The sequence below is a fragment of the Chryseobacterium sp. MDT2-18 genome (genome assembly GCF_030815285.1).
Taxonomy (GTDB): Bacteria; Bacteroidota; Bacteroidia; order Flavobacteriales; family Weeksellaceae; genus Kaistella; species Kaistella salivictor.
This window is the reverse complement of the sequence record NZ_JAUSWQ010000010.1, coordinates 39,296-62,161: the sequence shown is the minus strand read 5'-3', so window position 1 is coordinate 62,161 and position 22,866 is coordinate 39,296. Positions and strand designations below refer to the sequence as shown.

Genomic DNA, 22,866 nt, shown 5'->3' with positions numbered 1-22,866 from the left:
TTATCCACCATTTTGGACTTTTTTTCTTATTTTCGTGTCCTAATTGGCTTACATAAATGGTTTACGATTTAGAACAGGAAAATAAAGAAATTCTCGCAAGGTATAAAGATTTAATCACCAATACGTATCGCAACCTGGATGAGGAACAGAATAAACTCATCCGGAAAGCCTTCGATATTGCTCTAGATGCCCATAAAGACCAGCGCAGAAAAACAGGCGAACCTTACATCTATCATCCGATTGAGGTAGCAAAAATTGTGGCCAACGAAATTGGGTTGGGTGCTACATCGATTGCGTGTGCACTTCTTCACGATGTAATCGAAGATTCTGATTATACTTACGATGATCTCAAAAAAATATTCGGAAAAAAAATTGCAGATATTGTCAACGGACTGACCAAAATTGCGGTGATGAATCACCAGAATATTTCGATACAGTCAGAGAATTACCGCAAGCTTTTGCTCACTCTTTCCGAAGACTTCCGGGTGATTTTAATTAAAATTGCAGACCGGCTGCACAATATGCGGACCCTGGAAAGTATGACGCCGGAGAAGCAGAAAAAAATCGCCTCGGAAACGGTTTATATTTATGCACCGCTTGCCCACCGCCTCGGTTTGTACAACATCAAATCAGAATTAGAAGATCTTTCTTTAAAATTTAATAATCCGGAAGTCTATTTCGACATTTCCTCGAAATTAGAACTGGCGAAAGAAAGCCGCGAAAAATACATCGAAGAATTTAAAAAAGAGGTATCGGAACAGTTAGAAGATGAAAATCTAAATGTTTCCATCAAAGGAAGAGCAAAAGCAATTTCTTCCATTTACCGTAAAATGCTCAAACAGGGAGTAACTTTCGATGAGGTTTTTGATAATTACGCCATCAGAATTATTTATAAATCGGATGCCAAAAACGAAAAATTTCTCGCCTGGAAAATCTATTCCATCGTTACGGACCTTTATCACAGTAATCCTCAGCGTATGCGGGATTGGATTTCTCAGCCGCGTTCTACGGGTTATGAAAGTCTGCATCTCACCATTTTAGGTCCCGATAAAAAATGGATTGAAGTTCAAATCCGGTCCGAACGGATGGATGATATCGCCGAAAAAGGTGTCGCAGCTCACTACAAATACAAGGAAGGTTACCAACAGAGTTCTGATGAAAAAAACTTTGAACGTTGGGTAAGAGAAATCCGTGAAGTGCTGGAAAATCAGCAGTCGATGACCACGACAGAACTTTTAGATGATATTAAACTTAATTTGTATTCAAAAGAAGTTTTTGTCTTTACGCCAAAAGGGGAAATAAAAACGCTGCCGATTGGCTCTACTGCTTTGGATTTTGCATTTTCGGTGCATTCGGATTTAGGAACAAAATGTCTTGGCGCGAAAGTAAACGGTAAATTAGTCCCTATTTCTTATGTTTTATTAAATGGCGACCAGGTTGATATTCTGTCCTCACAAAACCAAAAACCAAAAGTTGACTGGCTGGATTTTGTAGTCACTTCGAAAGCCAAATCAAAGATAAAAGCCATTCTGAATTCTGAGAATAACGGTTTGGTGGAAGAAGGAAAAGAAATCCTGCAAAGGAAAATGCGCCATGCCAAACTTAATTTCAACGATGAGGAAATTAATAAAATGCAGAAATTCTTTGAGTTAAAAAGTTCTCAGGAATTATTTCTCAAATTTCAAAATGGTGATTTAGACATCGGTGACATTAAAAAATATACCGAAGGAAAAGGAATTTTCAGTAATATCCTACAGCGTTTCCGCAAATCGCCCGTGAAAAACGAGCTCTTCACCGAAACCCCGGAAACCAATCTCGACATGATTGTTTTCGGAAAAGATGAGCAGAAAATGAATTATTCGTATGCGAAATGCTGTACCGTAATTCCGGGCGACAGAATTTTTGGATTCATCACTATTTCTGAAGGAATTAAAGTGCATAATGACAACTGTCCCAACGCGATAAACCTCCGTGCCCAATATGACTATCGGGTTTTACCGGCAAAATGGGTCAATGAGGAAAGTTTCAAAAACAGAATAAAAATTGAAATTGAAGGCCTCGACCGAATGGGAATGATCAACGACATTACGGCAGTCATAAGCAACAACATGAATATGGACATGAAAAGCATGTCGATTGAATCTAATAACGGCGTCTTTTTAGGCAGCATTAATCTGGAAGTGAGAAACCGAAGCCAATTGGACGAGACTTTCAAACAACTCAAAAATATCAACGGTGTTTCCCGTGTAAAACGGATGTAAAAACACCACTAAATAAAACCTATGCTCATCACCGAATATTTTAAAAAATTTCTTCACAGTTCACAATCTTCTGGAATACTGTTAATTCTTTGTGTTTTACTATCACTCTTTATTGCGAATTCTTCGCTCGGAGTTTCATTTCAAAATGTCCTGGATACTCATATCGGAACTGAAATTTTTCATCTTAATTATCCGCTGAGCATTTGGATTAATGACGGTTTGATGGCTATTTTCTTTTTGCTCGTTGGTTTAGAAATCAAACGGGAAATCGTAGAAGGTGAACTTTCATCCTTTAAATCTGCATCATTACCCATTATCGCGGCAATCGGCGGAATGGTGGTTCCCGCTTTAATTTATTATTTTTTCAATCACGGAACCGAATATGCAAATGGCTGGGCAATCCCGATGGCGACAGACATTGCGTTTTCTCTCGCCATTATTTCGATGCTTGGGAAACGGGCACCACTTTCTTTAAAAATATTTTTGGCTGCTCTGGCAATTGTGGATGATTTAGGTGCAATTATGGTGATCGCCATCTTCTATACCGACCAGCTTCACTGGGAATATCTGGGATTAAGCGCTGCAGTGGTTGTGCTGTTAATCCTGCTGAATTTCTTTAAATTCAAAAAACATATTTACTATATAATTCCCGGTTTATTTCTTTGGTATTTCATGCACCATTCGGGGATTCATGCGACGATTGCAGGCGTGCTTTTAGCCTTTACGATTCCAACCAATACTTCTACCACTGAAATTTCACCTTTAGAAAAATTAGAGCAGAAATTACATTTACCCGTCAACTTTCTGATCATGCCGATTTTTGCGTTGGCCAATACGAATATCACTTTTAAAGATGGGATGGTGGACGGACTTTTCAGCAACTTTGGGTACGGAATTATCTTTGGATTAATCTTCGGTAAAATCATTGGAATCAACTTGTTTTCCTGGATTTTCATTAAATTAAAAATCAGCAGTTTACCCGATAAAAGTTCCTGGTCTCAAATGTTGGGCGCGGGACTTCTGGCAGGAATTGGTTTTACCATGTCTATTTTTATTGGTTTACTTTCCTTCAAAGGACATCCTGAAATTCAGGATGAAGCCAAATTTGCCATTTTGGTCGCTTCTGCAATTTCAGGATTCGCGGGTTTTTCTTTGTTAAAGTATATTGGAAAAAAGAAGGAAATTCTGCAATAGAGCGTAGGATAACAGGCGGTTTTTATCTTTGAACAAAGATTTTTTCTTTATTTAACCCTAGAAAATTTTGATGTAATACTTGTCAATCATTGATCCACAGTAATATGATTGCGGTCTTCAATATCCTCGGTTTCTGAAACCAAATCTTTATCGAATTGCAAATCATTTGAGGTCATTTCTTCGGCAATCATTTTTTCGACACGAACTCTTTTAATGGCAATATTCAATTCATTTCCTAATAAAATTAAAATAATATTGATATTCACCCAAACCATTACCAAAATAATCGTTCCGATGGAACCATAAAGAACATTGTATCTCGCAAAATTTCTCACGTAAATGGCAAAGAAATAAGTAACCAGCACAAATAAAACTGTAGTTAAAATAGCACCGGGAACAGCTTGCTTAAAGGTAGTAATCTTCAAACAACCTACCCAATAAAAAAGCGCCAACAAAATAAAGTAAAAGATCGGGAACGAAATAAATCCAATAATCTTCGACATATTATCGACCAACCAGGAAATATTAATTTGGGGTGTAAATAGTTTCAGAACCACTTCACTGTAATAGATTCCCAACAGGGAAGCAATAATCAGCAGAATAAATGCGATGGTGATCACGAAAGCCACCAGATATTCTTTAACAAGACCCCGTTGTAAATTGGTATTGAAATTAAAACCGTTAATCAAAGAATGTGTTCCATTTACCGCAAAAACCATTGCAAACACAATCGTCATATTGCTGATATTTTTGATATTCGGAATAATAAAATTTTGAATATATCCCGTAACATCGCTTTGCATGCGGGCCGGCAAGATATTCTGCATCAATACTTCAAAAATATAAAACTGCAGTTTATCGTAATGCGGAAGATAGGGCAGCAGCGAAAGTAAAAACAGTATAAAAGGAAACAGGCTCAGGAAGAAACTCCACGAAATACTCGCTGCGCTTCTGCCAATCTGCATTTTAAAAACACCTTGTCCATAAATTTCAAACATTTTCCAAAGAGAAATTCCTAAAAAGGGAATATGAATCTTATCCAGAAAATTTTTTATTTTGATGATGAATTGCGGAGTTTTAATGTCCATTAATTTATATTTGCAAAACAAAGATATGAAATGCGAATTAATTTAGTCTGCATGGGCAAGACCGATGATAAAGAAATTACCAATCTGGTCCAATATTACCAAAACCGACTGCCAAAATACTGGAATTTTGAGCTCATCGAAATTCCCGATGTAAAAAACGCCAAAAACCTCAGTCCTGATTTACTCAAAAAGGAAGAAGGAAAATTGTTTTTAAATTTAATTGAAAACTCCGACACCATTGTCCTTCTCGACGAAAAAGGAAAACAGTTTACCAGCCGCGAATTCGCTGCCAAAATCGATAACTGGATGAGTTCCTCTGTGAAAAAAGTTTCCATTATTATCGGAGGTGCATACGGTTTTTCAGATGAAATGTATGCACGGGCTAATGAGAAAATGTCGCTTTCTAAAATGACGTTCACCCATCAGATGATCCGCCTGTTTTTTGTAGAACAAATTTACCGCGCCGATCAGATTCTCCAGGGAAAACCTTATCATAACGACTGATCTGAATTAAGTTTAATGGTAAATCGCAGCAACACTTTTATCAATTTGATAAACATTTGCTCATTTCACTATAAAATTGCTCTAATGGTACATTTTTTTCTTTGTACAAGAAAAAAATGTTATGGCATTAGAACAACTCGATAAATACACCAAGTTTTTTGGTTTCATTCTCAAATACTACAACAGTGATATTGTGAAATCTACAACGAATTCTGCAATGAATGAGATGACCTTGGAAGAAATTCCCAAAGATGATTTCAATGACCAACCGGAAGAACTTGTGGAAGATTTAAAAAGAATGGGTCCAACCTATGTTAAATTAGGACAACTTCTTTCAACACGACCCGATTTATTGCCTGACAACTACTTGGTTGCACTTGCTGGATTACAGGATAATGTAGAAACCATTTCTTATCAAGAAGTAGAAAAGATTTTTGAAGAAGAAATCGGCGTTAAAATCAGCAAAGCATTTGTTGATTTTAATCCCGTTCCGTTGGCAAGTGCGTCTATTGGCCAAGTTCACAAAGCTGTTCTACATACAGGCCGTGAGGTTGCAGTAAAGATTCAAAGGCCTGGGGTCCGCAAGAATTTTTTCGATGATCTGGATGCTTTGAAACAGATGGCGGCAATAGCGGTCTCACATTCCAAAGAGGCAAAAAAGTATGCAATTGACGATGTTGTGGAAGAGTTGCGCTACATTCTTCTCAACGAACTTGATTACCATAAAGAGGCACAGAATTTAATTGTCCTTAAAGAAAATTTAAAAGAATACAGCAACCTCGTCATTCCCCGACCTGTTGTCGAATATTCATCTTCTAAAGTATTGACGATGGATTTTATAGATGGTAAAAAAATCACGTCACTCGGTCATTTAAAAAAGTTAGAAACTGATTTTAATCCATTAATTGATGATCTTGTTGAAGCTTATTTAAAACAGATTATTGTAGATGGTTTTGCGCACGCCGATCCACATCCCGGAAACATTCATTTAACTTCCGATGACCAAATCGCTTTGATGGATTTGGGAATGGTGGCAAAATTCAGCCCTAAAATGATGGAAAAAATAATGATGTTACTGGTCGGAATGAGCAAAAAAGACGGCGACGCCATTACAGAAGCATTGTTAGAAATGAGCGACTATAATTCTGCGACGGCAAATATTGAAAACTTCAGAAAAAACATCAATAGACTTGTCTTAGAAAGCACAAGCACGAAAGCTGAAGATATGGAAACCGGTAGAATTGTGCTGCAGATGAATAGAATTGCCGCAGACGATGGAATAAAACTGCCGGTGGAACTGAATATTTTAGGGAAAATCTTATTAAACCTAGACCAGATCATTGCGGTATTAACTCCCAAGTATAATTTACAGCAAGCCATTCAAAAATTTATTCAAAGAATGGTCAATAAAAAAATAAAACAGGAATTAAAACCTGAAAATGTGTACGGGTTATTATTAGACAATAAAAAACTCGCTGAAAATTTACCGGGCCGCCTCAATAAAATCACAGAAAAATTAGCCAATAACGAATTTGAAATTAAGATTAATGCCATCGATGAAACACGCTTAACCGATGGTTTTCAAAAAGTTGCTAACCGCATTACCTCGGGGTTAATTATTGCCGCGATGATTATTGGAGCTGCATTACTTATGAGGATCCCGTCCTCCTACTCTATTTTAGGATATGGAATTCTGCCTTTCATTTTTTTCATGATTGCAATCGGACTCGGTCTTTTTCTTGTTTACAACATTATGTTTAAGGACCAAAGTTTCAGAAACGACAAAGACTCATGAACAAAAGATTGAAATTTTCAACCAGGCCTACTGCTGGCGGCAACTTTTTTTTATTTCTAAAGTTTTTTATGTTTATTTTTGTCCTCTATGAAAGATTTGTCTTTAAGAACAGTCACCGTCATGCGGTATATTCTACCTCTGAGAGAAGGCGGCTCTTTGCCCGCACTTGCTGAAGCCGATGATGATTTTAAATATGTCTTAAAATTTCGTGGTGCGGGTCACGGCGTTAAGATGTTGATTTCGGAATTATTGGGTGGAAAAATTTCACAGGTTTTAGGATTGCCAATTCCCGAACTGGTTTTCGCCAACCTCGATGTCGATTTCGGAAGAACAGAAGCCGATGAAGAAATTCAGGATTTGCTGAAGTTTTCCGAAGGGTTAAATCTGGGACTGCATTTTCTTTCCGGAGCAATTGCTTATGATCCATCTGTAAAAGTTGATCCCTTTTTAGCATCGAAAATTGTTTGGTTAGATGGTTACATTACCAATATCGACCGTACTTTCAAGAATACTAATCTTTTGATGTGGCACAAAGAACTTTGGCTTATTGATAATGGAGCTTCCCTGTATTTCCATCATTCGTGGATGAATTTTGAGAAACATGCTTTAAGTCCATTTGCTTATATTAAAGACCACGTTCTTCTTTCTCAGGCAACCATGCTCGATGAAGCAGATCAGTTTGCAAAATCCGTTTTGACTGATGAAATTCTGCACGATATTGTAGCATTAATTCCATTGGATTGGCTGGACTGGAACGATACCGACGATTCGCCGGAACAGATTAAAGAAGTCTATTTCAATTTCCTGAAAACACGCCGCGATCATTCTGTAAACTTTATAAACGAAGCTCAACATGCAAGAGGTTAAAATTTACGAATATGCAGTCATTCGGCTCGTACCGAAAGTTGAAAGAGAAGAATTTTTCAATATCGGCCTGATTATGTTTTCGAAAAAAGAAAAATACATCCGTTTTGAATTTCACCTTTGTACAGAAAAGTTTCGGTCTATGAAAAGCAAACTCGATTTCGAAGATATTTTTAAAAATTTAGAAAATTTCAAACACGTTGCAGGCGGAGAAAAAGAAGGCGGCCCGATCGCTTTACTCGACATTCCTGAAAGATTCCGGTGGTTAACGGCAGTTAGAAGCTCTGTGATCCAAACCTCGCGACCGCATCCCGGGAAAACTGAGGATTTAGATGGAACTTTTGAGCGACTGTTTGAAGAATTGGTGAAATAAATAGAAACTTTGCTATATCAACAGATTCAGGTTGTCTTTAAAACTTCTTCCAACGGGAATAACAGCTTCATTGTTCAAAATAATTTCGTGCATATTGATCTTCTGAACAAATTGTCTCTGCACTGCAAAACTACGGTGAATCCTAACAAATGACTGAAAATCAACCTCTTTTAAAAGATTGCCGATACTTGATAAAACACAGTGTCTTTTCTGTGAAGTAATAATCAGAGAGTAATCTCCGAGGGCTTCGATGTAGAAAATGTCGTGAAGTTTCACTTTCGTTTGTTCATGACCTTCTTTAATATAAATCACATCGCTGCCTAAACTTGATTCAAACAAATTGGCTTTTAGTTTAATCTCCATAAATTCTTCAACCCGTTTGACGGCATTCTCGAAACGGTCAAATTTAATGGGTTTTACAATGAAGTCTAAAGTATCCAGCTCGAAACTTTCTACAGCAAATTCTGAATGGGAAGTAATGAAAATACATACCGGAACTTCCTGAGCACTTTTCCGAAGTTCGACACCTGATAAATCCGGAAGATCAATATCTAAAAACAATACATCAATTACATTTTCCCTGATTGCTTTTAATGCATGTTCAGCACAAGAATAAACTCCGATTACATTAAGAATAGGGAATTTTTTGGCGTAAGATAATACCGTCAACCGGTCAATCTCGCAATCATCGACAATGATGGAGTTGAGTTTCAAGATGATAGGTTTTAGTTTTACTCAAAATTAGTAAAAAAGAATCAGAAAACCATCGACATCGATTTAAAATAATATTCCTCGATTTCCTGTTTTCAACTTTCCATTAAAAACTGAAAAATGATCGAATTAATAAAAAAAGAATCTTAGGACAAAGAACAATTATAAATTTTGGCTCTGCGTTACTCTCTTGGATTACTTCTTCCATATTCTCACAATCATCTGATCGCTTTACGCAGTCTTTTAATTCTGAAACCGCACCGTTAAAGTTTTTTTACTGCACCTTAAATTTTCGTCAGCTTCGCGAATTTCAAAATGAGATTTTTTTCGCCTTCATGCTGGAATTTCACTTTTGCTTTGATATTTTGAGCATCAGTTCCATCCAGGAAAATTACTTCTCCTACACCAAAACGGTCGTGACGAACCCTGTCGCCCACTTCGATATCCTGGGAAGAATTCCCACTTGGGTTGATGATTCTTGCCGTCGCAACAGGTTTTAAATTTTGCGGCACCGGAAGCGGCTCATTTCTTTCAATTGTTTTCTTCGGTTCTTTCTTTTTAAAGAATCTCGGCTCTGCAGGTTCATCATCAAAAATATTCGATTTTAAACCGGAATTATTCATGAAACGGCTTTCGGTCGCAGGATTAACGAATTCCAGATACTGCTCATCAACTTCACTTAAAAATCTAGAAGGTTCTGCACTCGTAATTTTCCCCCATTGAAAACGGGAAACCGCGTAGGTAAAAAACACTTCCTTTTCAGCTCTGGTTAACGCAACATAAAATAACCGTCTTTCTTCCTCCAACTCCTCTCTGGTGGATGAACTCATAAAACTCGGGAAGAGATTTTCCTCTAATCCAACCACGTGAACCACCGGAAACTCCAAACCTTTTGAAAGGTGAATCGTCATCAGTGAAACCTGGTCGCCCTCTTCATTTTTGTCGGTTTGCGTATCTGCTGAAAGAGCGATATTTTCGAGGAAACTGGAAAGCGACGGATCACCATCTTCTATCTGTTGCTGCTCTTCGATAAAACCCTGCATCGAGTTCATCAGTTCCTGAATATTTTCTACCCGGGAAATTCCCTCGGGAGTTTGATCGTCTTTTAAAAACTTGATAAGGCCCGTTCTTTTCGCAACTTCCATAGCGACGTAGTATGCGTTTTCGGTTTTCAACATGACCTGAAATGCTTTAATCATCGACCAAAAATCAGAAAGCTTTGTTAAAATTCCATTATTTAATTTCAAGTTAGGCGCATAAAACCCCAGATTATCCAAAACCTGCGAGACCGAAATATTTTGAGAATCAGCAAAGACGATTAATTTGTTTTGCGTAGTTTCTCCAATTCCACGGACCGGATAATTGATAATTCTGGAAAGCGCTTCGGAATCATTTTCATTAATTAAAATCCGTAGATACGCTACTAAATCTTTCACTTCTTTTCTCTGGTAAAAGGACAATCCGCCGAAAACCTTATACGGAATATTCTTTCTTCTCAACGCATCTTCGAAGGCCCGCGTCTGAGAATTGGTGCGGTATAAAATCGCAAAATCAGTAAATTTTTTCTGTTCAGAATTATGCTGTTGCCAAATATTAGAAGCAACAAAATTGGCTTCATCCGCATCTGAAAGTGAACGGTACACTTTAATTTTTTCACCCTCTTCATTATCACTAAATACGTTTTTCTTAAACTGCTGCAGGTTTTTAGAAATCACCACATTTGCGGCATTGACGATATTTTGGGTGGAGCGGTAATTCTGTTCCAGCGAAACGGTCACCGCATCCGGATAATCTTTTTTAAAGTTTAAGATGTTGTAAATATTCGCCCCACGGAAAGAATAAATGGACTGCGCATCGTCTCCTACGACGCAAATATTTTCAAATTTAGAAGCTAAAGCTTTCACAATTAAATACTGTGAATGGTTGGTATCCTGGTACTCATCGACCAAAATATAACGGAACCGGTCCTGATATTTCGCTAAAACTTCTGGAAATCTCGTTAACAATTCATTGGTTCTTAAGAGTAAATCATCGAAATCCATCGCCCCGTTTTTGAAACAAGCCTCGACATATTTCTGATAAATCACGCCGATACTTTTCATATTGGCTTTTTCGTCGGCTTCAATAAGCTCCGGGTTATTGAGATAGGCTTTTACGGTGATCAGATTATTTTTATAAGAAGAAATTCTCGCCTGAACTTTTTTAGGTTTGTATAAATCGGAATCGATTTTAAGGTCTTTCAATACTTTTCGAATGACATTCAAAGAATCCTGAGAATCATAGATGGTAAAGTTCGATGGATAACCAATATAATGGGCTTCTGACCTCAAAATCCGCGCAAAAACGGAGTGAAAAGTCCCCATCCAAAGGGATTTCGCTTCACTTTGACCGACTACTTTTGCGATCCTTTCCTTCATTTCTTTTGCCGCTTTATTGGTAAAAGTTAAGGACAAAATATTAAAAGGATCCACCAGATTGGTAATCAAATGAGCGATACGCATCGTAAGCACGCGCGTTTTACCGGATCCGGCTCCGGCGAGAACCATCAACGGTCCTTCCAGGGTAGTTACGGCTTCATATTGCGCTTCATTCAGTCCTTTTAAATACTCCATTTTCATAAAAAATTTGACAGACAAAGGTACGTATTTTATAGCCTTTTTAAAAGTCTGAAACCGAAATTTGAATTTGAGAAAAATAAAATTAAAAGCTGGTTTAAAAATGATTAAAATATTTAAAAACCATGGTGCCACAAAAGAATATAAAAGTAGAAACTCCAAAAGAACAAAAAAAGTAACTTTTTAGGCCATTTTTCTTTTTGATCTTTTCAAAAACTTAAAAAAAGGATTTAGCTTTTGTGGCTGTTGTGGTTTTAAAATAAATTTAAACTGGATCTAAGTAAGCGATCTTTTTACACAGCATACTGTTTCGCCTTGCTGTATTTGCGTCGGTAATTTCTTGAACAACAAAGTCATAAAAATCTTACCTTTAAATGTGTGAACCACAAAAATTTCATTGATCCCTATTGCTATGCAATTTCCAGACTTTTGAGTTTTCGAAAAAATCTACAACTATTCTTTATTAATGTTAAATAATTACAAAAAAAGCTTTATATTTGCACACTAAAATTCAGAATAAAAAATGAGCACTATATTTACATTATTCATGGTTCTTATCATGATTGCGAGTATGTTACTAATCATTATGGTTATGGCACAAAACCCTAAAGGTGGCGGTCTTTCGGGAACTTTCGGAGGAACATCTTCTGCCCAGTTTGGCGTTCAGCGAACCAATGACTTTATGGAAAAAGCAACCTGGACTTTAGGAGCAATTATTGTAGTCTTGATTTTGTTAAGTGTTATTTTGACTGCAAAACCAACTACCAGTTTCCAGCAGACCCCAGCGAAGAGAGAAGCTCCTGCGCCACAAACTGCTCCCGGAACAAACAGTTCTGCTACAATGCCAGTCCCGGCTCCTGCAGGAAAATAGAAAAGTAAAGTAATTTAAATACAACCAAGAGATTCATTAATTTGAATCTCTTTTTCTTTTATTTTTCTCTAAGGTATGTCTTAGTTTTAATCCCGCGTACAGAAAACCATATTGTATTGGTTTTTGTTTTTTATAATATTTATCAACAAAAATCTGCATCGCACCATAAAACCGCTCTAGATATTTCAGATCTTTTACCGTACTCTCACCTTTGTGATGCAGTATTGAAGATTTCCCGTAATACCAGTTTTTATAATTTTTCCGAACTAAGGTAAAACACAGATCAATATCTTCGCCATACATGAAGTACTTTTCATCTAAGCCACCGATTTCTACATAGGTCGATTTTTTTATCAAAAGGAACGCACCAGTTACCACATCCACTTCTGCAACTTCATATTCGCCAATATCATTTCTATAATAGGATTTTGACGTGTTTTTCTTAAAACTGGTGAACAGTTTCTCAAAAGAATTAAACATATCCGGAACTGACCGTTTGCTTTCCGGAAGAAAATTCCCTTCCGCATCATGCAAATGAACACCCAAACAACCAAAATTTTCTCTGGAATTCGCAAAGTCAATAATTTCTGTCATATCGTAATCTTCGAATTCGGTGTCGGGGTTGAGTAAGAGAATATAATTTCCTACTGCTTCTTTGACCGCTTTATTATTAGCAATTGCAAAACCTTCATTTGTTTCTGAAGCAATAAACTTGAACTTTGGAAATTCAGTTATTAAGTCTTGCCAAGAGGCATCAGAAGAATTATTATCGATGATAATAACTTCATAATTAACATTCTGAACAAAACAATCTATTGAGGAAAGGCATTTCCTTAATAATTCTGTAACATTATAATTAACGATAATAATAGATAAATTCATCTTCCCTTTAGCTTTAAATAAGCATTACGATTTATTCTAATCACGTATTTTAATTTATAAAACACAACATATAAAGCATATTCGGTACATCTTATCCGATTCTGCAACAACATTTCCTTCAAATTTTTTTGGAAACCCTTTTCCATTGCTTCGAGATTTGCGGATAAACCCGAGATGCCGAAAGATCTTTTTCCAGAACCAGCGAAAAGAAGTTCTTCATTTAAAATATACATTTTATTATTTTCGGAAATCCTTAACCAATAATTCAAATCCTCGGCGTATCGCTGATCAGCATCAAACAAACCGCTGTTCTGCAAAACCTTACGTTTAAAAATAACGGTAGAAGGCTGTGTTTCATTTCGCAACATTAATCTTCGAAAAGTAATTTCTGACAGATTATTTTCATCTACCTTATATGGATAAAGCAATTGATGGTTTATTCTTCTTGTTCCTAGAAAGTCAATATTAAAATCTTTATTTTCCAGAAATTCCATCTGCCTCTCTATCTTTTCCGGCAACCACTCATCATCGGAATCTAACAAAGCGATGTAATCACCTTTTGCGATTTTCATGGCTGTATTTCTGGCCTTAGACACACCGCCGTTTTCCTGGTTTATTAAAATAATATCCTGATCAGGATTTTTTCTCCGATAACTTTCAATGACATTTTTGCTGCCATCTGTAGCGCCGTCATTCACAACAATAATTTCAAAATCGCCTTTCCAAGTCTGATTTTTTATGGAAATAAAAGTTTTTTCAATGCTTTTTTCGCAATTATAAACAGGAATTATTACAGAAATCATGCGCTTTAAATTATTAAATTAAAAACATCAATGGCCAATATTAATCTTTTTCATTATAAGGCAATCTATTCTGAATCGATCTTCCCAAAGAAATTTCGTCGGCATATTCCAGTTCGTCACCTACCGAAATTCCCCGTGCAATGGTCGAAAAACGAACAGGTGAACTTTTGAATTTTTTATAAATATAATACGCGGTGGTATCGCCTTCCATGGTGGCACTTAAGGCGAAAATGAGTTCTTTAACGATGCCGTTTTCCAATTTTTTTTCGATGGACGAAATATTCAGTTTATTGGGACCGATTCCTTCCATCGGAGAAATTTTACCGCCAAGCACCAGATATTTCCCCCGGAATTTGCCGGTGTTCTCAATCGCCATTACATCGCGGACATCTTCTACGACACACAATAATTCTTCTGTTCTTTTGGGATTATCACAAATCTCACAGATTTCCGCATCCGAAAAATTATGACAGTTTTTGCAGTATTTAATATCGGTGACTAATTTTTTCAGGGAATCCCCCAAAGCAATTGCCTGACTTTCGGGCTGTTTTAAAAGATGCAAGGCTAACCGTAAGGCTGACTTTTTGCCAATTCCCGGCAACCCGGAAATTTCATCCACGGCTTTTGCTAAAACTTTGCTCGGATAATCCATTTCACAAAAATAAAGTTTAATAAGAGAAGTTCCAAGTTTCGGAGATTTTATTATCTTTAAAAAAAATAATAAATGGTCCTTAAAAATCTGAATTATCCTCTTGATTTTAAATTTAAAATTACCACTTTGTCCAGTGATTTTAACATTACCGATAAAAATGGAAATTATGTAGCTTACGTTCGCCAGAAAATGTTCAAACTCAAAGAAGATGTTCTTGTTTTCAATGACGAATCAAAATCTCAGGAACTGTTTAGAATTAAAGCCGACCGCTGGTTAGATTTTAATGCGAGTTATTCCATCAGCGATCTTTTGAATAATAAAAATTACGGCCGGCTCGCCAGAAAAGGAATGCGCTCTTTCTGGAAATCGCATTATGAACTTTTTGATGAAAATGACCAACTTAAATTCAGCGTTAGCGAAGACAATGCCTGGGTGAAAATTATGGACGGACTGGTAAGCGAAATCCCCATTATCGGCATGTTTACCGGATATTTCCTCAATCCATCCTACACGGTAAAAGATGCCGGCGGAACAGCATATTTCCGATTACAAAAAATGCCTTCTTTCATTGGAAGAAGGTTTCAGCTTGACCGTTTAAAAGACATCGATGACCAGGACGAATCGTTGGTCGTTTTGTCTTTTTTAATGATGGTTTTGCTGGAAAGATCCCGCGGATAAAATAAATAAACTTTAATAAAAAATAGACCGAATGAAAAAACTGATGATTATCGCTTCTTTAATAATGTTGTTTTCCTGCAAGAAAGAAGAGAAAATTTCGGAAAACAAAGTAACCACCGACTCTTTACAAATTGTAAATGATTCTGTAAACGTACCGGAAACTTTAAACCAAATCAACCTCGAAACATTTGATTTTCCCGCCGAAGTCAATGGTTGTTCCTGCTATTTTTCTAAAACAAAAGAAGACTTTCACGATCAAAAATACGTTTATATTGACGATTACGGCAACAGTGCGTTTTTGAAAATTGATGGAAAAAATGTAAAAATTAAAATGGAAGAAGGTGATTTTGATCCTGAAAACTTTAGCAAAACCATTAAGAATGATGAATTTTCGGTAACCATCGAAGGAAAAAAAATAAAAGGCCTGCAAGAAGTGATGATGTTCGAAGGAACAATGACCGTAGAAAATAAAAAAGGTGAGAAAACAGTCACGCCGATTTACGGAGAATGCGGCTGTTAAATAGTCTTAAAATTAAACTAATGCGCTTTTGAAAATTTCAGGAGCGTTTTTTTATTTGTAATTTTGAGCTAAATAAATTATAAAATGGAATTATCACAACTCGAACCGCAGATCATCTGGAAGAATTTTTCAGCATTGAATTCGGTTCCCCGTCCCTCGAAAAAAGAAGAAAAAGTAATCGCATTTATTAAAAACTTTGGTGAGCAGCTGAATTTAGAAACTACGGTTGATGAAGTTGGCAATGTGATCATTAAAAAACCTGCAACGGCGGGCATGGAAAACAGAAAATCAATTGTTTTGCAGTCTCACCTTGATATGGTTTGCCAGAAAAACAATGATATCGATTTTGATTTCGAAACAGAAGGAATCAAAATGGAAGTTGATGGTGATTGGGTAAAAGCAAAAGGAACAACTTTGGGAGCTGATAACGGATTGGGTGTCGCCTCCATCATGAGTATTTTAGAAAGCAACGACATTGCTCATCCTGCTTTGGAAGCGCTTTTCACCATTGATGAGGAAACGGGAATGACTGGCGCAATCGGATTAAAACCGGGACAGTTGGAAGGCCAGATTTTATTGAACCTGGATACCGAAGAAGATGACGAAATCGATATTGGCTGCGCTGGTGGCGTAGATGTCACCGCTTCGCAAACTTACGGTGTGGAAGATCCTAAAGGACAGATTGTAAAAATAGAAGTAAAAGGGCTACAGGGCGGCCATTCCGGGATGGATATCCACAAAGGTTTCGGCAATGCGAATATCCTTTTGGGCAGGCTTTTATATACCGGACTTTACAACCAGAATATCCAGTTAATTTCTATCGACAGTGGTGGTTTGCGCAATGCAATCCCGAGAGAAGGAAACGTGGTTTTATCAGTGCGGAATTCCGTCGAATTTATGGAAGGTGCTGAAATTTTGAAAACTTCGATTCTGGAGGAATTCGCTTCTGTAGAAAAAGATCTGCACATCAATATCGAAAATTTCTCAACACCGGAAAAAGCAATTTCTGAAGAAGATTCGAAAAAAGTAATTCTGGCTTTAAAATCAGCTCACAACGGCGTTTACAGAATGTCGCCCGATGTGAAAGATTTGGTAGAAACATCAAACAATATCGCCAGAGTACAACTGGAAAACGGAGCATTACAAATTTTAAATCTTTCCCGTTCTTCCGTTGAATCTGGAAAATTTGCCGTGGCTGAACAATTGAAATCTGTTTATGAATTAGCAGGAATGGACGTAGAATTCAGCGGTTCTTATCCTGGCTGGAAGCCAAAACCCGGTTCTGAAATCGTACAGATTATGGAGAAAATCTACGAAAAAGATTTCGGTGAAAAACCTCAGGTGGTGGCTTGCCACGCCGGTTTGGAATGCGGAATTATCGGTGCCAATTATCCCGATATGGAAATGGTAAGTTTCGGGCCGACAATCCGTGGCGCACACTCGCCGGATGAAAGAGCGAATATTCCTTCCGTTCAGAAATTCTGGGGATTCTTACAGGAAATTTTAGCGAATATTCCGGTGAAATAAAATTAAGATCATCAATAACTATAAAAACAAAATACGCCGCCGTGTTTTGTTTTTTTTTATCCTGTACCTCATAAAAGCGAAACCCAATATTACTTTCACACTGTGCCAAAAGTTCTTTTTATGGATGGAGAACTTTTAAATCAAACCTCAATGCTGAACGGAGATTAGAGAAATTAAAAAAAACCGCATCATGATTTTGATGCGGTCTTTCTGGGAACTTATTTTGCATTAGGGCAAATCACTTTCATCTGTGTACGTCTGTTGACTTGGTGCTCTGCTTCTGTACAAAGAACGCCCTTTGCACATTTATTGAGCAGGTGGTTGTCGCCATATCCTTTCGCAACCAATCTGGATCTGCTGATATCCCGTGAAATAATATATTCTACAGCGCTTTCAGCTCTTCGTTGAGAAAGTTTCAGATTATAAGCATCTGATCCCCTCGAATCGGTATATGCAGACAGTTCAACCTTCGCTTCGCTATTATCTTTCATAAACTGCACGAGTCTGTTGAGTTCGGGTTTGGCATCTTCCCGAATGAAGGATTTATCGAAATCGTAAAGAATATTTTTAAGAATAATAGAATCGTTACAGCCCGCTTTATCCATACAAACCTCCATCGGAATCGTCTGCGAATCGCTCAAGCTATAATCATTCGTATTTAATGTTACCGTTTGCGACATAAAGTTTGATTTTTTACCATAGACTGTGTAAGAAGTTTGCGGCATTGCAGTGAAACTAAATCCACCATTACGGTCGGTATTTACCGTTTCCACATATCCGGAACTGTTATTTTTCACCATTATTATTGCGTTAGCGATGGGCTCAGCTGTTTTACAGTCGGTCGCGTTACCGATTACCGCAAAACGATCATTGACCATCAAGATCTCTTTTGTAATACCACCAATGGTACAATTACCAAACTCAGAAACATCAATCATATTCCCGTTCAGATCTCTTCCCTGATAATTTCCGGTAATCATGTAATTTCCTTTTACAACCGAAGTAAAAGTGATTGAACCCAATTGATCAGTGACACCACTTTGTATGGTGTTTCCATGTTCATCCAGCAAAATGATGTCGGTTTTCGGAATTGCTTTCCGGGAATATTTATCTTTGGCCATTACCGTAACGACACATTCCAAGGATGCTGGTTCGGGCATAACCTGTTCTGTTTTTTTATTAAATTTGAATACCAGACCTGCGAAAATGCCAAACGACTGCAAAGATTCTTTCGTAGGTTGAACCCTTTGTACAAAGTTAGCAGGACTGATTGTAACAGGAGCTCCATCTGATGGGTTAATACCGTAGTAGGCATCAGTAACATTTAATGCTGTGTTTCTCAAATCAAATGTTTTAAAATGGTTCATATAATAACCACCGACGGTAAAACCTATATTATTGCTAAAGAATATATTAAACTGCAAAGAAGCTTTCCCCGCAAAAACATTTTTCTCATCGAATCCACCATGGTAATTAAGCAGGATCCCGTCAGTATTTGCAGGCGAGTTATCAAATCCTCTTAATCTCGTTTCCCCGCCTTTTATAGAAGACAATCCCGCTCTTACCTTGAGTTCGAAATCAGACCCTGGACTGATCAGAAATCGAAAATCGGGACCTATCCCGTAAAACAAACGGGTAATTCTATGTTCATCCAGAATTACCGAACTGATCGGTTGTTGGGAAGCGGTAATTAAATTTACTGTTGGAAATGTATTTTTCGGTTTGTTTTGAATATAATCAAAATCTCCACCGATACCGAACCAGTTCCAGTAATAATCTAAAGAAGCACCTGCTTCAAATCCGCCTTTATGATCTATAAACGGAGTATCATGTTTAAAAGTAGGAAAATCGTAACCCCCTCTCACCGAAATTCTTACCCCAGAATTATCTGCGGGGGAAGAATTAGGTATTGGACTTCCTGTTTGAGCTGATATTTGTCTACAAATTCCGATTAAAAATAAGAGACTGGCTAATTTTAAATGTTTCATTTTGTACTAATTAACGGTTATTTATTAATTGAAGACAAAGTAGAAATGCATCTTGATTGAAAATTGTATCATCAAATTCAGCAGATGCTTTGCTACTTTATTTTACAGAAAGTAGAGATTGGCTTATTTCAAAGTTGCCTATTTGATAAGGTAAATTTTCAAATAATTTTTCAAACCTGAAACAGCAAATAGATGAACGACTTTTTAAATCGACCAACAGCAACATTATCAAAAAACACCAAAAAAGTTTAAGAAAAATTTAGAGATATTAACGAAAAAACCTTATCAATGATTCCAGGATTTGCCAATAAATTTCTTCCAGCTGCGAAAAGGAATTCATTGAACGGAATCAAAAAACTCAGTGCTTAATTCAATTAACAACAAAGTAAAAGTGAATAGAAAGTGACCGGATACTTGCAATTAAAGTAAAAAAAACATCGTAATTTTAAGGATTAAAATAATGTGCACAGAATGAAAGAACCGATACTCAACTGAGTAAAATTTAATTCATCAAAAATTAAATAGTAAAAAAACATGGCTGCAATAAACAATTATGATGAACTTTTCCAGATTTTAAAGGAACGTTTTGGGTCAAATCTGAACCGGCATCAGGATTTGAAATGGGAAGATATCCAGGATAAACTTTCCAAAAACCCAAAGAAATGCGAATCTTTACTCCAGATGGAAAACAGCGGCGGTGAGCCGGACGCAGTGGGCGTTGACCCGAAATCCGGAGAATATCTTTTCTATGACTGTGCCGCCGAAAGTCCGAAAGGCCGCAGAAGCTTCTGTTACGACAAAGCAGCACTCGATAAAAGGAAGGAAAACAAACCAAAAAACAATGCGGTTGATGCCGCAGAATCGATGGGCATTGAAATCCTGAATGAAGAAGAATACCGGGAATTACAAAAACTCGGAACGTTTGATACCAAAACTTCGAGTTGGCTGAAAACCCCGGAAAAAATCAGGAAGTTGGGCGGTGCTCTGTTTGGGGATTTTCGGTATGACACCATTTTTATTTATCATAACGGCGCTGAATCTTATTATGCTGCCAGAGGATTTCGCGGAGTTTTAAGGGTTTAAGTATCTCTTTCATTTAAAATACAAAAAGGCCGGAAGAAAAATCTCCCGGCCTTGCTGTTTGCTATTTGCCAATCAGGAAATCCCTGAATTAATCGACGATAATTTTAGCAGACTGTGTTTTTGTAGTCACAAAATAGACTCCTTTTGGAAGTTTTTTAAGATTCACTTTTTCTTTGTCATTAACATTATTGATGGTTTGTAACAACTGTCCATTCAAACTATAAACCTTTACGGTTTCATTTTTATCGATTCCGCTGATGAAAAACTCATTGTTTTTTACAGGGTTTGGATAAATGGTAATCTTTTGGTTTTTGGCCGAAACATCATCAGTCGCCATCGAAGAATAACAAGTCCAGGAAAGATTATCAAACGAAACTCTGTTACTTGTCGCTTCGTCAATCAATTCAATAACAACATTTCCTTCAACATTGATATTCTCAATTGTTTGGGTCTTTGCTGTTTTAGAATAAGGAATCTGACCTTTTACCACGCCATTAATTTTAAGAATATAATTTCCTGCCGAATCAGCAAACGGCAGATAGGTTTTCACTTTCAGTGTTCCGATACCGCCTGAGATCACAGAAGATTTCAAAACTCCTTTTTTAACACAAATTGCTTTGTTACCCGCCCCGTCGATATAGATCTGGGTGTCGGTTCTTGCGTTGGTGGCTGTCCAGACGATACCGTTTCCAGACCACGTTCTGTCGCCGTATGAAGAAGCCGGAGGAGTACCTCCTGTAGACGGAATATTTTCAAAATCTTCAGTACCACAAGATGTACCTGTTCCCGGGCTGGTACCTGCTTCGGTAGTTCCCTGAACAGTGTCACTATTTGCAGATTTGTTACCGGAAGTATCTTTTGCAACAACATAGAAAGAATAAGTGGTTGCAGAGTTTAATCCTGTAACTGTCGCATTATTAGAAGATACGCTTGTTTTGTAAATATTATCCACAAACAGATCATATCCTGCTACCGCAATATTGTCGGTAGAAGCCGTCCAGGTTAAAGCAACACTTGAAGAAGTTACTCCTGAAACCGAAAGATTCACTGGAGTTGACGGTGCTTCGGTATCTCCTGAAGTCCCGCCACCATTGAAAGTATCCGGCCAGGTATTCTTTGCAGCGGGACCACCCCAGATTACCGTTGCCAAATAAGGATTATCGATAAATGGATTTCTGTTTTTCTGCGTGTTTGCCACCACATTCTGTCTTTGCATTTCAAAAGCTGAAACCGGATCTTCGACATTCCATTTCAATAAAATATCCGGGAAGTCTGCCGAGTATGTACTTGGATTCATGGTAATTCCCAAAGGCAGACATCTTGTATTGTATCTTACATACATATACATCAGGATTCTTGCGACATCCCCTTTCCATTCGTCCCCGGGATACCAGCCACCACGTGCTGTTTTTCCGGCCAACGGACCTACTCCATCATCAAAGGATAAATGTCCTCTGCTGCTGTTCAAAGAAATATCGGCAGGGCGAAGGTGGTGACCATCCGCTCCCGGACCGGAAGTTCCCAGATTTGGTGTTCCCTGTGATTTTGCATAAACGTGTTCCCGGTTCCATGACCCACCAATAGGGCGGCTTCTCTGATGGGTTCCTGAGCTCTGAGAACCATAAATCAAAAGCAAATTAGCCGGATTTTCAGGATCCACATCACTGGTTTTCATCAGGGTTTGCAACTCACTGTAAGAAATGGTTTTGGTGTGAGTAGCTGTAATTAATGTGGCAAGTTCTGCCTTCAGTTCATTTTTGGTTTTATTGAAGTTAACGCCGGAATAATACGCAGGTGCGGATTGGGCGTACACGAAAAACGAAATGATACTTGCTAAAAAAGATAGTTTTAGTTTCATGTTATAATTAATTAATTGTATTTGCTATGATTGTATTCCGGTAAAAAACAGAGACCGGATTTTCTCTAATAGTGATTAAAGCTGGCTTGTCAAATTCAAAAAAAACGGTATCATCAAAAATATACAGTTTCGCCGGTATTTTCTCTTCAACAGCTGAAGCCAGCACTTCTACTGCGATTCCGTTCTCCCGTTCTTTCGGAGTAAATGATATTTGCCGGTTCCAGTGAAAAAAGGTTTCCGGGAACGACAGGACATTTGCCCAAAGTCCGGGATGGTTTTCGCCAGCGCCTACAAAAAGACGGTTCTCATCTTTATCGATGGCAATCACATAAAGCGGCTTTTTTTTTCCACCTACATTGATTCCTTTTCGCTGACCTGTTTTAAAATGATCAACTCCAGCATGTTCTCCCACCAGAAACCCATCAAATAAAGAATACCTGTTCTTCTGAGATTCCCAGAGAAGCGATTCTTTTTTCGACAAAAACGCAGAAATCTCTCTTTTGTAAAGAGGAGAATTCTCCGGGATTTCAACAATTTGTCCTTTGATGGTCATTATAAAAATATTTAATATCCCTTATCAAAAAAAAGCACTAGTTACT

Annotated in this window: 20 protein-coding genes; 11 read left to right on the top strand and 9 right to left on the bottom strand. The window is 37.5% G+C overall.

The features are described 5' to 3' along the window. The first annotated feature begins 56 nt into the window (after nucleotides 1–56). Together QF004_RS10820 and nhaA are read left to right on the top strand one after the other, a co-directional pair. The gene (locus tag QF004_RS10820; RefSeq protein WP_133440241.1) at nucleotides 57–2,261 is read left to right on the top strand and encodes a bifunctional (p)ppGpp synthetase/guanosine-3',5'-bis(diphosphate) 3'-pyrophosphohydrolase; all 2,205 of its coding nucleotides are present in this window, start codon (nucleotides 57–59) and stop codon (nucleotides 2,259–2,261) included. A 21-nt stretch (nucleotides 2,262–2,282) separates the two neighbouring features. After that, nucleotides 2,283–3,455, top strand: coding sequence for a Na+/H+ antiporter NhaA (gene nhaA / locus QF004_RS10815; protein ID WP_133440240.1), 1,173 nt, complete (start codon nucleotides 2,283–2,285; stop codon nucleotides 3,453–3,455). 86 nt (nucleotides 3,456–3,541) lie between these two features. Here the strand turns inward: nhaA and QF004_RS10810 are convergent, their stop codons facing one another. Further along, nucleotides 3,542–4,543 carry a YihY/virulence factor BrkB family protein gene (locus QF004_RS10810; protein ID WP_307426125.1) on the bottom strand — a complete coding sequence of 334 codons (1,002 nt, stop codon included), beginning with the start codon at nucleotides 4,541–4,543 and terminating at the stop codon, nucleotides 3,542–3,544. Nucleotides 4,544–4,573: 30 nt separating this feature from the next. Between QF004_RS10810 and rlmH the strand changes: the two genes are divergently transcribed. The 4 genes from rlmH to QF004_RS10790 all read left to right on the top strand — a co-directional run bounded on the left by rlmH (nucleotide 4,574) and on the right by QF004_RS10790 (nucleotide 8,079). Next, complete coding sequence (rlmH, locus tag QF004_RS10805; protein WP_133440238.1) at nucleotides 4,574–5,047, top strand: 23S rRNA (pseudouridine(1915)-N(3))-methyltransferase RlmH; 474 nt, start codon at nucleotides 4,574–4,576, stop codon at nucleotides 5,045–5,047. A 121-nt stretch (nucleotides 5,048–5,168) separates the two neighbouring features. Next, the gene (locus QF004_RS10800; protein WP_307426117.1) at nucleotides 5,169–6,842 is read left to right on the top strand and encodes an AarF/ABC1/UbiB kinase family protein; all 1,674 of its coding nucleotides are present in this window, start codon (nucleotides 5,169–5,171) and stop codon (nucleotides 6,840–6,842) included. 87 nt (nucleotides 6,843–6,929) lie between these two features. Next, a complete protein-coding gene (locus QF004_RS10795; protein WP_133440236.1) occupies nucleotides 6,930–7,709 on the top strand; it encodes a HipA family kinase in 780 nt (259 codons plus the stop codon). Continuing rightward, nucleotides 7,696–8,079 carry a DUF3037 domain-containing protein gene (locus QF004_RS10790; protein WP_307426112.1) on the top strand — a complete coding sequence of 128 codons (384 nt, stop codon included), beginning with the start codon at nucleotides 7,696–7,698 and terminating at the stop codon, nucleotides 8,077–8,079. The genes QF004_RS10795 and QF004_RS10790 overlap by 14 nt, the downstream gene beginning before the upstream one ends. Before the next feature lie 12 nt (nucleotides 8,080–8,091). On the opposite strand, the gene QF004_RS10785 is transcribed toward QF004_RS10790, so the two are convergent. Together QF004_RS10785 and QF004_RS10780 are read right to left on the bottom strand one after the other, a co-directional pair. Continuing rightward, nucleotides 8,092–8,793, bottom strand: coding sequence for a LytTR family DNA-binding domain-containing protein (locus QF004_RS10785; protein ID WP_246012336.1), 702 nt, complete (start codon nucleotides 8,791–8,793; stop codon nucleotides 8,092–8,094). A 281-nt stretch (nucleotides 8,794–9,074) separates the two neighbouring features. Continuing rightward, the gene (locus QF004_RS10780; protein ID WP_307426107.1) at nucleotides 9,075–11,402 is read right to left on the bottom strand and encodes an ATP-dependent helicase; all 2,328 of its coding nucleotides are present in this window, start codon (nucleotides 11,400–11,402) and stop codon (nucleotides 9,075–9,077) included. Between the two features lie 526 nt (nucleotides 11,403–11,928). Between QF004_RS10780 and secG the strand changes: the two genes are divergently transcribed. After that, entirely contained in the window at nucleotides 11,929–12,276 is a 348-nt protein-coding gene (secG, locus tag QF004_RS10775; protein ID WP_307426103.1) for a preprotein translocase subunit SecG, read from the top strand. 36 nt (nucleotides 12,277–12,312) lie between these two features. Here the strand turns inward: secG and QF004_RS10770 are convergent, their stop codons facing one another. Genes QF004_RS10770 through recR form a run of 3 tightly spaced genes read right to left on the bottom strand, consistent with a single transcriptional unit; the run spans nucleotide 12,313 to nucleotide 14,613 of the window. Continuing rightward, entirely contained in the window at nucleotides 12,313–13,158 is an 846-nt protein-coding gene (locus QF004_RS10770) for a glycosyltransferase family 2 protein (RefSeq protein ID WP_307426101.1), read from the bottom strand. Beyond that, nucleotides 13,155–13,961, bottom strand: coding sequence for a glycosyltransferase family A protein (locus QF004_RS10765; RefSeq protein WP_133440230.1), 807 nt, complete (start codon nucleotides 13,959–13,961; stop codon nucleotides 13,155–13,157). Before QF004_RS10765 ends, QF004_RS10770 begins: the two co-directional genes overlap by 4 nt. A 40-nt stretch (nucleotides 13,962–14,001) precedes the next feature. Next, nucleotides 14,002–14,613: a recombination mediator RecR gene (recR, locus tag QF004_RS10760; RefSeq protein ID WP_133440229.1), complete on the bottom strand. Its 612-nt coding sequence runs from the start codon at nucleotides 14,611–14,613 to the stop codon at nucleotides 14,002–14,004. A gap of 72 nt (nucleotides 14,614–14,685) precedes the next feature. Between recR and QF004_RS10755 the strand changes: the two genes are divergently transcribed. From QF004_RS10755 to QF004_RS10745, 3 genes are all read left to right on the top strand, one after another. Then, nucleotides 14,686–15,291 (top strand): hypothetical protein, encoded by a 606-nt coding sequence (locus QF004_RS10755; protein WP_307426097.1) that lies wholly within the window; start codon nucleotides 14,686–14,688, stop codon nucleotides 15,289–15,291. Between the two features lie 31 nt (nucleotides 15,292–15,322). Then, complete coding sequence (locus QF004_RS10750) at nucleotides 15,323–15,811, top strand: hypothetical protein (RefSeq protein ID WP_307426095.1); 489 nt, start codon at nucleotides 15,323–15,325, stop codon at nucleotides 15,809–15,811. Nucleotides 15,812–15,895: 84 nt separating this feature from the next. Beyond that, nucleotides 15,896–17,338: an aminoacyl-histidine dipeptidase gene (locus QF004_RS10745; protein WP_307426092.1), complete on the top strand. Its 1,443-nt coding sequence runs from the start codon at nucleotides 15,896–15,898 to the stop codon at nucleotides 17,336–17,338. 218 nt (nucleotides 17,339–17,556) lie between these two features. Here QF004_RS10745 and QF004_RS10740 read toward each other — a convergent pair whose 3' ends face one another. Then, on the bottom strand, nucleotides 17,557–19,326 hold the full coding sequence (locus QF004_RS10740) for an OmpA family protein (RefSeq protein ID WP_307426089.1): 1,770 nt from the start codon (nucleotides 19,324–19,326) through the stop codon (nucleotides 17,557–17,559). 534 nt (nucleotides 19,327–19,860) lie between these two features. Here QF004_RS10740 and QF004_RS10735 point away from each other — a divergent pair. Beyond that, nucleotides 19,861–20,409 carry a DUF4256 domain-containing protein gene (locus QF004_RS10735; RefSeq protein WP_307426087.1) on the top strand — a complete coding sequence of 183 codons (549 nt, stop codon included), beginning with the start codon at nucleotides 19,861–19,863 and terminating at the stop codon, nucleotides 20,407–20,409. An 88-nt stretch (nucleotides 20,410–20,497) separates the two neighbouring features. On the opposite strand, the gene QF004_RS10730 is transcribed toward QF004_RS10735, so the two are convergent. Beyond that, nucleotides 20,498–22,267 (bottom strand): endonuclease, encoded by a 1,770-nt coding sequence (locus QF004_RS10730; RefSeq protein WP_307426084.1) that lies wholly within the window; start codon nucleotides 22,265–22,267, stop codon nucleotides 20,498–20,500. Between the two features lie 7 nt (nucleotides 22,268–22,274). Continuing rightward, on the bottom strand, nucleotides 22,275–22,820 hold the full coding sequence (locus QF004_RS10725) for a tRNA methyl transferase PRC-barrel domain-containing protein (RefSeq protein ID WP_307426081.1): 546 nt from the start codon (nucleotides 22,818–22,820) through the stop codon (nucleotides 22,275–22,277). Between the last annotated feature and the right edge of the window lie 46 nt (nucleotides 22,821–22,866).